The sequence below is a fragment of the Mariniflexile ostreae genome (assembly GCF_042427585.1).
Classification (GTDB): Bacteria; Bacteroidota; Bacteroidia; order Flavobacteriales; family Flavobacteriaceae; genus Pseudalgibacter; species Pseudalgibacter ostreae.
This window is the reverse complement of sequence record NZ_JBHMFC010000025.1, coordinates 1-8,266: the sequence shown is the minus strand read 5'-3', so window position 1 is coordinate 8,266 and position 8,266 is coordinate 1. Positions and strand designations below refer to the sequence as shown.

Sequence of the window (8,266 nt, the reverse complement as noted above, 5' to 3'; positions counted from 1 at the left end):
TCTATGAACGTAACGCAATCGCAATTCTAAATATCCTTGCTTAGCGGGGTGCAAATATAAAACCCTTTTTCTTCTTAAAGACCATCTTTTTAAAACTTTTTTTTTATAAATTTTAAACAGGCCACACAAGACATTATTCTACAATAGGTTAGCTCCGTAAATTTAATCTTAAAAGGACAGAAAAATAAGCCCCACTGGACAAAACGTGCCACAAAGCAAAACCGAACACCAACCCGAACACCAAATAAAAAAGCCAGATATACTGGCTTATCTGGCTTGGATCCTTCTATAAGGGCACATAGACCCTTACCTATATAATAGGGCTTACATAAAAAAGTTCCAGACCACCCCGAAACGCACTGCGAAGTCGCGATAGGGATACCCGGGGGCAGAATAATAATCGTATCCCGTAAAAGCTGCATTGAAATGCTCGGCCTTGACGTAGATCCTGGTTTGACGCACCTTAGCGTTTATAAAGAAATCCAAACGGGGAAACCCTCCATATTCCATGTCTCGCTGAACATAGAATTCCGCAAGAACAGCGTCATAGCCGCTCATATAATACTTAGTAAAGTAATTTAAGGTAACCCCTGTTTGTAAGTAGAGGGCTTTCTTGAACATATGGTTACCATAATACAACGTATTACGTGTGGTTAACTGTGGTACATTTAGCGTATTGTCCTTATCATCTGTTTCCTGATATAATATGGTACTGTTCAATGCTAAGTTTTTAAACTTTATTTCGTTTTCCAGCTTTATCCTAAAATAGTTTATAGTACTGTTGTTTTGAAACGCCTTAATCAGGTTGTCTTCTTTTTTAAAATAAGTATGATCGCTTATTGTAGAGTAGTCTATCGATACCGTGGCATATTTTTTTGACTTTAACTGGAATGCCAGCTGTTGTGTTTTTATATTATTAAAATTATTGTTCCAGTTATAGTTTTTATAGTCACTATGATATAGTAACACATTATAATTTGGTGCCTTAGAGCTATGATTAAGTGTTGCAGATGCTGAAATATCATCATTAAGCTTAAACGAGGCAGTAGCTTTCAAGAAATTCCCATCAAAATCTCCAGCAATATTCAAACCCAGCTCCCCTTTTAAATCAAAGCCTCGATATTGCTTATGATATTTCCCTCCCGCAGAGAAGACATTCCCTTTTAGTCTATTTGTAATTGTAGTGCCACTAATGTTTACTATATTATCATAACCATAGTTGTAATTGTTATTACTTATATTAAACTGCAAATCGCCCAATATATTATTACTGAAGTTCACATGGAACTGATTATAGAAGTCTTCTAAAGTTACCAAATCTCGAAGGGAAGTTGTTTTAAACGCCTCTCCAAAAATAACATTAGCACTGTTTTGGCTATATGCATAGCTTTTATCCTTAAAAGTTAAAACATGGCCGATACTAAGTTTGTTTTCAGACAAAGAATCTCTTTTGTTGATGATATCATAGGTATGATCCAGATAGAAACGCTTTCCCTTTAATATGTTTTCTGCATTATCACCGCCATCAAAATTGACTTCTACAATAGAGCGATCCAAAAACTCAGGGTTACCGTTCTCAAAATTTTCTACGCTTGAATCCTTTATTCCTCCATTTTCTTGGTTCATTAGGTCTTGTGCCACGGCGTGTGTACGCAAAAAATACTTTTTATTTTTAGTTTGATAGTTTGCTGAAAACCTAAAATTTCCCGTACTGGTTAACTGTCTTTGATATTTTCCTAAGGAACGCAACCCTTTGTAGGCAATAGACATGTTTAACTGCGGGGATGTGTTTACCGTAAAAAGCGCATCTAAAAGCTGTCCCTGCTCAAAAGCCGTTTTAAAAAATAATTCGGTTAACGGCGTTGGCACCCGATAATAGTAGATATCTTCTACCTCCATATAATTATAATGCCGTGCACTCGCCCCTATTTCAGGCATTAAACTTGTATTCTGAAAATTATAAGTAAGAGCATTATAGGTTTGACCTAAGTTGCCAAAAGGCATTAAACCAAAATTATCCCTGCGTAAGTAATTATACTTATATTCTTTATATATGGTTAAAGTCGTGTCCACATATGTGGTATCCTTTTCAACAGAAATAATTAAATAGTCTTGAATTCTGGCTTTCTTGTCTTGAGTGTTCTTTATGGACTCAGGTTTTCTCTGTGACGTTTTCGCCCCTGGTATCTTTTGTTCTTGAGACGACACAGTGTCCACCTCTCGATTGGTCTCTAGCGGCTCTGTTTGAGCACTTAACTGACTAAAAAAGCTTACTAAAAAAAAACCTAAAACTAATCTCTTCATAATTATTTATAAACCATGCAAAGGTAAATACAAAATATGATAACCTTATTACTACAGAATATTATTTAATCTGGTTTTAATTATTTAATGAATTTATAAATAAATTAAGGATACCCTTGAATTCCTGATGATAGTAAAAAGTTTAAATCCCGAGAAAAAAATTAGCGCTCCATCTACTCTAGCAACGGCCACAGGCCTTTTAAATCTCAGGCATTCTTTTCAGATTCTTAAAAGATATGCCTGTCCAGAGCATTTATTCGACACCCTTTATAAACCTCAAATTGCCAATTACCCATCATCATCGGTCTTATTACAGACAAACAGCAATGCTATAATTACCTTTATGTACTATCCTAAAACGCTTATTTAATTCCAAAGTGCTTTCATATTTAATAAACCCACCTATATCCAATAAGGCATATGTACATTGAATAATTATCGATATTTTTGCTATATGTTATTGATTAACCATTCATCGCACATTCTAGAATGTGGCACGGACGAAGCGGGAAGAGGCTGTCTTGCCGGCCCCGTAACCGCAGCTGCGGTTGTATTGCCAAGGAATTTTAAAAATAAAACACTAAATGATTCCAAACAACTTAGTGAGCTTAAAAGAACACTATTGAAACCAATTATCGAAACAGAAGCACTCTGCTTTAGTGTTTCCCATGTATTCCAAGAAGATATTGACACCATCAATATTTTAAACGCCTCAATTTTAGCCATGCACAATGCGATTGGTAGTTTAAGCCTTGTACCAGAATTTATAATTGTTGATGGCAATAGGTTTAAACCTTATGGAAATATACCTTTTGAAACCATTATTAAAGGAGATAGCAAATATTTAAGCATTGCAGCAGCTTCTATTTTAGCTAAAACCTACCGAGATGCGTACATGAACTCCATCCATGAAGAATACCCCATGTACCAATGGAACAAAAACAAAGGATATCCTACTAAAGCACACAGAGCTGCCATTAGAAAATATGGCATTACAAAGTATCATCGTAAAACATTTCGCTTGCTTCCAGAACAATTTAAATTTGACTTGTAACTTTTTAACTTTCCTTTGAAAAAACTTATTGATAATTATTAGGTTTGTAAAAATTAATCCGTTCTATGAGACCTTTCTATTTATGCCTCTTCCTTTTATTAGCCTTAAGCTGCTCCAACACTAAAACGGAACGTTCCAAGCTTATCCATTATGCTCCAGATAATGCTTCGTTTATTTTAAAAACAACTAACCTTGAAAGCTTTAAGAGCAGTCTGGATAATAATGATTTCATCGAAAACATCTCCAAATCGGAGGCCTTTAAACATATAAAAACCAAACTAGAGCTTTTAAAACATTTAAATCCTAACACTGAAACTTTAATCTGTATTTCTGAAGATGTTAAAGACACAATAGACCTCACCGTAATTACAGCCTCCTCTAAAACGCTTTTTGTTACTGATTCTCTTCCTGATTATATCGAGGAACACTTTTCATATAAAAACAAATCCATCACTAAGTCCACTGTCAATAGCCAAACCTTTTATAGCACTATAATAGACAGTACGTTTATTTCATCTTCTTCAAAAACAATAATTGAAAAAGCATTTGAGAACAAACCTCTTGACCAAGCGTTAGAACAAGTATATAATACAACAGGGCAAGACAAAACAACATCTGTAATCTTGAAGGCTCATAAAAACAGATTTCTAAAGTCTTTTTTTGTGAATGATTCCTTGCTTTTCAAAACTTTTACTGATTATATAGCTATTGATGCCGATATTGATCAAAATAGCATTTATTTGAACGGGATTACAAAGAGCGCCGAAACTTCAAAAAAACTTATAGACGTTTTTAAGAACACCACAGCTCAAGAAGTACAAACACAACGCCTAACCCCCTTGGAAAGTGATGGCTTTATGAGCTTCACATTTAAAAATTATAAAACTTTTGAAAAGAACTTAGCCAAGTTTCATCAAAAGGACTCTATTACTAACGCACCATCCCTTTTCGATAATATTATTGAGGTAGGAGTTATTTATAAGTCTAAAGATAAAGCCATTGTTTTAAACTCTGTGGATTTAATTGCTACGTCTGATGCCTTACTAAGCGAACAAAACATCGTGGAAACTTATAGACAAATAGATATTTTCAACTTTAGCACACCTACGCTGTTTGCCGATGCATTTACACCCTTTATCCATTCAAAAACATTCGACATGTATGCTGTAATAGATAATTTCTTTGTGTTTTCGAATAATCTAGAGCATCTAAAAAACATCATTTCCAATTACCAAAACAAAACCACTTTAAGTGAACAACCCTACTTTCAAGATATAAAAGCACAATTGGGCGATGAAGCCTCACTAATGCTTGTTACAAACCCTACGTTATTAAAAACGATTTTAGGGAATAACATAGAGAATCTATCGGAATTGAATCTAGAGCCTTATAAATCATCTTCGCTCCAATTTGTGTATGACAATGGTTTTGCGCATGTAAATGGTATTATAAAGAAAAATAAAACCAAAGCTTCTCTAAACTCTATAACTGAAGAACTGAACATCAAACTTGAATCTGACTTACTAAACCACCCTCAGTTAGTAACCAATCACATCACTAAACAGAAAGAGATTATTATTCAAGACATAAACAACAACCTCTATTTAATTTCCAATACAGGAAAAATCCTTTGGAAAAAGCAATTGCAAGGTCCCATTCTTGGCAATGTAGAGCAGATTGACATCTATAGAAACGGACGATTGCAATTGGTATTTGCCACACCAAACCGATTGTATGTTATAGATAGAGAGGGTGCAGATGTAGCACCATTCCCTAGCAAATTCAATGATAAAATCACACAGCCCCTCTCTGTTTTTGATTATGATAAAAACAAAAAATACCGATTACTGGTAACTCAAGGGCAACACGTTTTAATGTATGACGTAAACGCTAAACCTGTAACAGGTTTTACTTTTAAAAATGCAAATGGCACCATTATTAGTCAGCCGCAACACTTAAGAATAGGCCGCAAAGATTATATTATCTTTAAAACGCAAAGCAAACTTTATATTTTAGACCGTACAGGAAACACGAGGGTAACGCCAAAAACAACCCTGCATTTTTCCTCAGAACTTGTTTATTTATATAATGATAAGTTTACCACTACTACAGAAAGGGGCGATATACTTTTCATTGACACTAAAGGAAACGTAGGAAGTCAGAATTTAAATCTTTCCGAGCGGCACCATATTGATGCGACAAGTAAAACCTTGGTAACCCTAAGCGAAAACAAGCTAACTATTAAAGGAAAGTCCATAGAGCTAGATTATGGCAATTACACCAAACCGCAATTGTTTTACATTAACGATAAAATATATGTCGCAATAACCGATTTACAATCTCAGAAAATATATCTTTATGATAGCCAGGCGGAGCGCATACAAAACTTTCCGGTTTATGGAAACTCCATAATAACACTTGACAACATAGATACGGACAGCGATTTGGAATTTATAGTAAAAGGCGAATCTAACTCCATATTATTATATCAAATTAATTAACTCTACTTTTAAAATTATAAGGCCTAAACCCTGGGTCTTATAACTAGAGTTTTGGTATTTCTTTTTTATGCATTTATCTTTTGAAATCCTTACTATTGCAGAATAAAATAACAGCTCATGATTACAAGAAAAAACGCATCCATTTCAAAATGCATCATCCATAAAGTTGGCAATAAATTTAACGACACCAAAAATGCTTTTTCAGAAAAGTTAGTCGATTTCGACGAGGCCAGTTATGAGCTGATGCTCCCTTTTCTATTAAGACCATTTGGTAGCGTAGTACAGAGTTATCGGTTCAACCACCATGCCAATATTAGTTTAAATGAAATTAATAGCTACTCCAATCAAATATTTAATGATGAAGAAGGGTTTATAGATATTTCAAAACACATAGTAATGCACCTGTTTGAGCAATCCAGTTCTGCACAAATAAAAACAGGAGATGTACTAATTGTTATGTTTGAAGGTATTGAGTTTAGAGACATTACAACAAATGCTATAGGCATCTTTAAAATTGAAAATAAAGTCAACTTTTTTCAAACCTACTTAGAGAACAACAGTTATGATGTACTGGTACAAAAAGGTATCAGTTCAAAAAAAGTAGACAAAGGCTGTTTGATCTTGAACCAAAGCGATGGCGAAGGCAACATTATTTTAAGTGTAGACAACAATAGTTACGACACACAGTATTGGCTAAACCATTTTTTAAACATTAAATACGCTGATGACGCCAACAACCATACTCAACAATATATAGAATTGTGCAAAGATTTCTCTACTGAAATTTTAAAGCCTACATATGGTGCTAAAGAGCAAAACACATTTTTAGCAAAAACCATCGATTTCTTTAAAGAAAACGAAATAGTAAACGTAGAACGTTTCAAAGACGAACTGTTTGAAGAAGATAAACATAAAAAACAGTTTGAAGATTATAAGAAAGAATTTGAAGGCGAGCAAAACCTTATAATAAGAAACCAATTTGATGTAGCGGAAGCCGTTGTTAATAAAGAAAAAAAGAAATTTAAAACGGATATTAAGCTCGATACCAACATCCAAATAAAGTTAGATATCGATGCCCCAGATGCCTCTGCAGAATATTTGGAGCGTGGTTATGATGAGGATAAGAAAATGCATTACTATAAAGTATTTTTTAATGCTGAAAATTAATTATGAACATAAAGATTGATCGGTTTATACTAGCCACTATAACAACCATTCTTATCGCTTATCTATATCCAAATTGGGGCAGTAAACAAAGCGCCGTTCCTTTAGATTTAATTGGAAGCATTGGTATTTCCTTAATTTTCTTCTTTTATGGCCTAAAGCTAAGTCCTGATAAAATTAAAAGTGGTTTAAAAAACTGGAAGCTCCATATTTTAGTGCAGCTTACTACTTTTCTAATATTTCCACTTATTGTTATTGCCTTTAAGCCTTTAATCCAAACCGAAGAAGCACAAACATTATGGCTTTCCTTTTTGTTTTTGGCGGCACTTCCGTCTACGGTATCGTCATCGGTTGTTATGGTATCTATAGCGAAGGGCAATATTCCTGCTTCCATATTTAACGCGAGCATCTCTGGCCTTATTGGTATTATAGTTACTCCTCTCTGGATAAGCCTGTTTTTACAACACAACACTACCGATTACCATATAGAATCGATTTATATGTCTTTAATAGTTCAAATATTGCTTCCTGTAATTTTAGGGATGCTCTTACAGAAATATTGGGGCAAGCTCGCTTTACACTATAAAACGCAACTTACGGTGTTCGACAAGTCTATCATTTTACTTATCATTTATAAGAGCTTTGCTCAATCTTTTGAAGAACAAATTTTCAGTTCGGTTAGTATTCCCGATCTATTGTTACTTTTCGCAATGGTTATCGTTCTCTTTTATACGGTCTATTTTATTACGGGTTTTTTATCGGGTTTACTAAAATTTAATACCGAAGACCGTATTACAGCACAATTTTGTGGCACTAAAAAGTCGTTGGTTCACGGTACTGTTTTTTCTGAAATTCTTTTCCCAAGTACCATGTCTATGGGTATCATTTTACTCCCATTGATGATTTTTCATGCATTACAAATTTTTATTGTGAGCATTATTGCGGCACGCTTAGCAAAAAGAAAGATTGATGATGAATGATATTTCTATAAAAAAAGAAGCGACATAATACCATTATAAAGTGCTAAACCTTCCGTTCGTTGATGTTTTTTATTTTCCTTAACGCCCTCCTTGTGTCTTCACAGATTATTCTATCGCTAAAAAAACCTCTTTTCTGCTCATCGTACAGCCTCATGCTTTAACAAAGAACTGAGTTAAAAACCAAACAAATTCTTCGTTAAATTTGTGCAATAATATCCTAGCCTTAAAATTCTATATTTTAGTTTTTTAAGGTTTTTTGTTTT

The 8,266-nt window shown here is 34.1% G+C and carries 6 protein-coding genes; 5 read left to right on the top strand and 1 reads right to left on the bottom strand.

The features are described from left to right. Positions 1-324: 324 nt before the first annotated feature. The gene (locus tag ACFFU9_RS07830) at positions 325-2,304 is read right to left on the bottom strand and encodes a putative porin (RefSeq protein WP_379860846.1); all 1,980 of its coding nucleotides are present in this window, start codon (positions 2,302-2,304) and stop codon (positions 325-327) included. A 127-nt stretch (positions 2,305-2,431) separates the two neighbouring features. Between ACFFU9_RS07830 and ACFFU9_RS07825 the strand changes: the two genes are divergently transcribed. From ACFFU9_RS07825 to ACFFU9_RS07805, 5 genes are all read left to right on the top strand, one after another. Next, positions 2,432-2,674, top strand: a complete 243-nt coding sequence (locus tag ACFFU9_RS07825) for a hypothetical protein (protein WP_379860845.1) — start codon at positions 2,432-2,434, stop codon at positions 2,672-2,674. 84 nt (positions 2,675-2,758) lie between these two features. Then, a complete protein-coding gene (gene rnhB / locus ACFFU9_RS07820) occupies positions 2,759-3,358 on the top strand; it encodes a ribonuclease HII (protein ID WP_379860844.1) in 600 nt (199 codons plus the stop codon). Between the two features lie 65 nt (positions 3,359-3,423). Next, complete coding sequence (locus ACFFU9_RS07815) at positions 3,424-5,859, top strand: DUF3352 domain-containing protein (protein WP_379860843.1); 2,436 nt, start codon at positions 3,424-3,426, stop codon at positions 5,857-5,859. Between the two features lie 117 nt (positions 5,860-5,976). Continuing rightward, complete coding sequence (locus tag ACFFU9_RS07810; protein WP_379860842.1) at positions 5,977-7,026, top strand: nucleoid-associated protein; 1,050 nt, start codon at positions 5,977-5,979, stop codon at positions 7,024-7,026. Positions 7,027-7,028: 2 nt separating this feature from the next. Continuing rightward, positions 7,029-8,003, top strand: a complete 975-nt coding sequence (locus tag ACFFU9_RS07805; protein ID WP_379860841.1) for a bile acid:sodium symporter family protein — start codon at positions 7,029-7,031, stop codon at positions 8,001-8,003. Positions 8,004-8,266 lie beyond the last annotated feature (263 nt).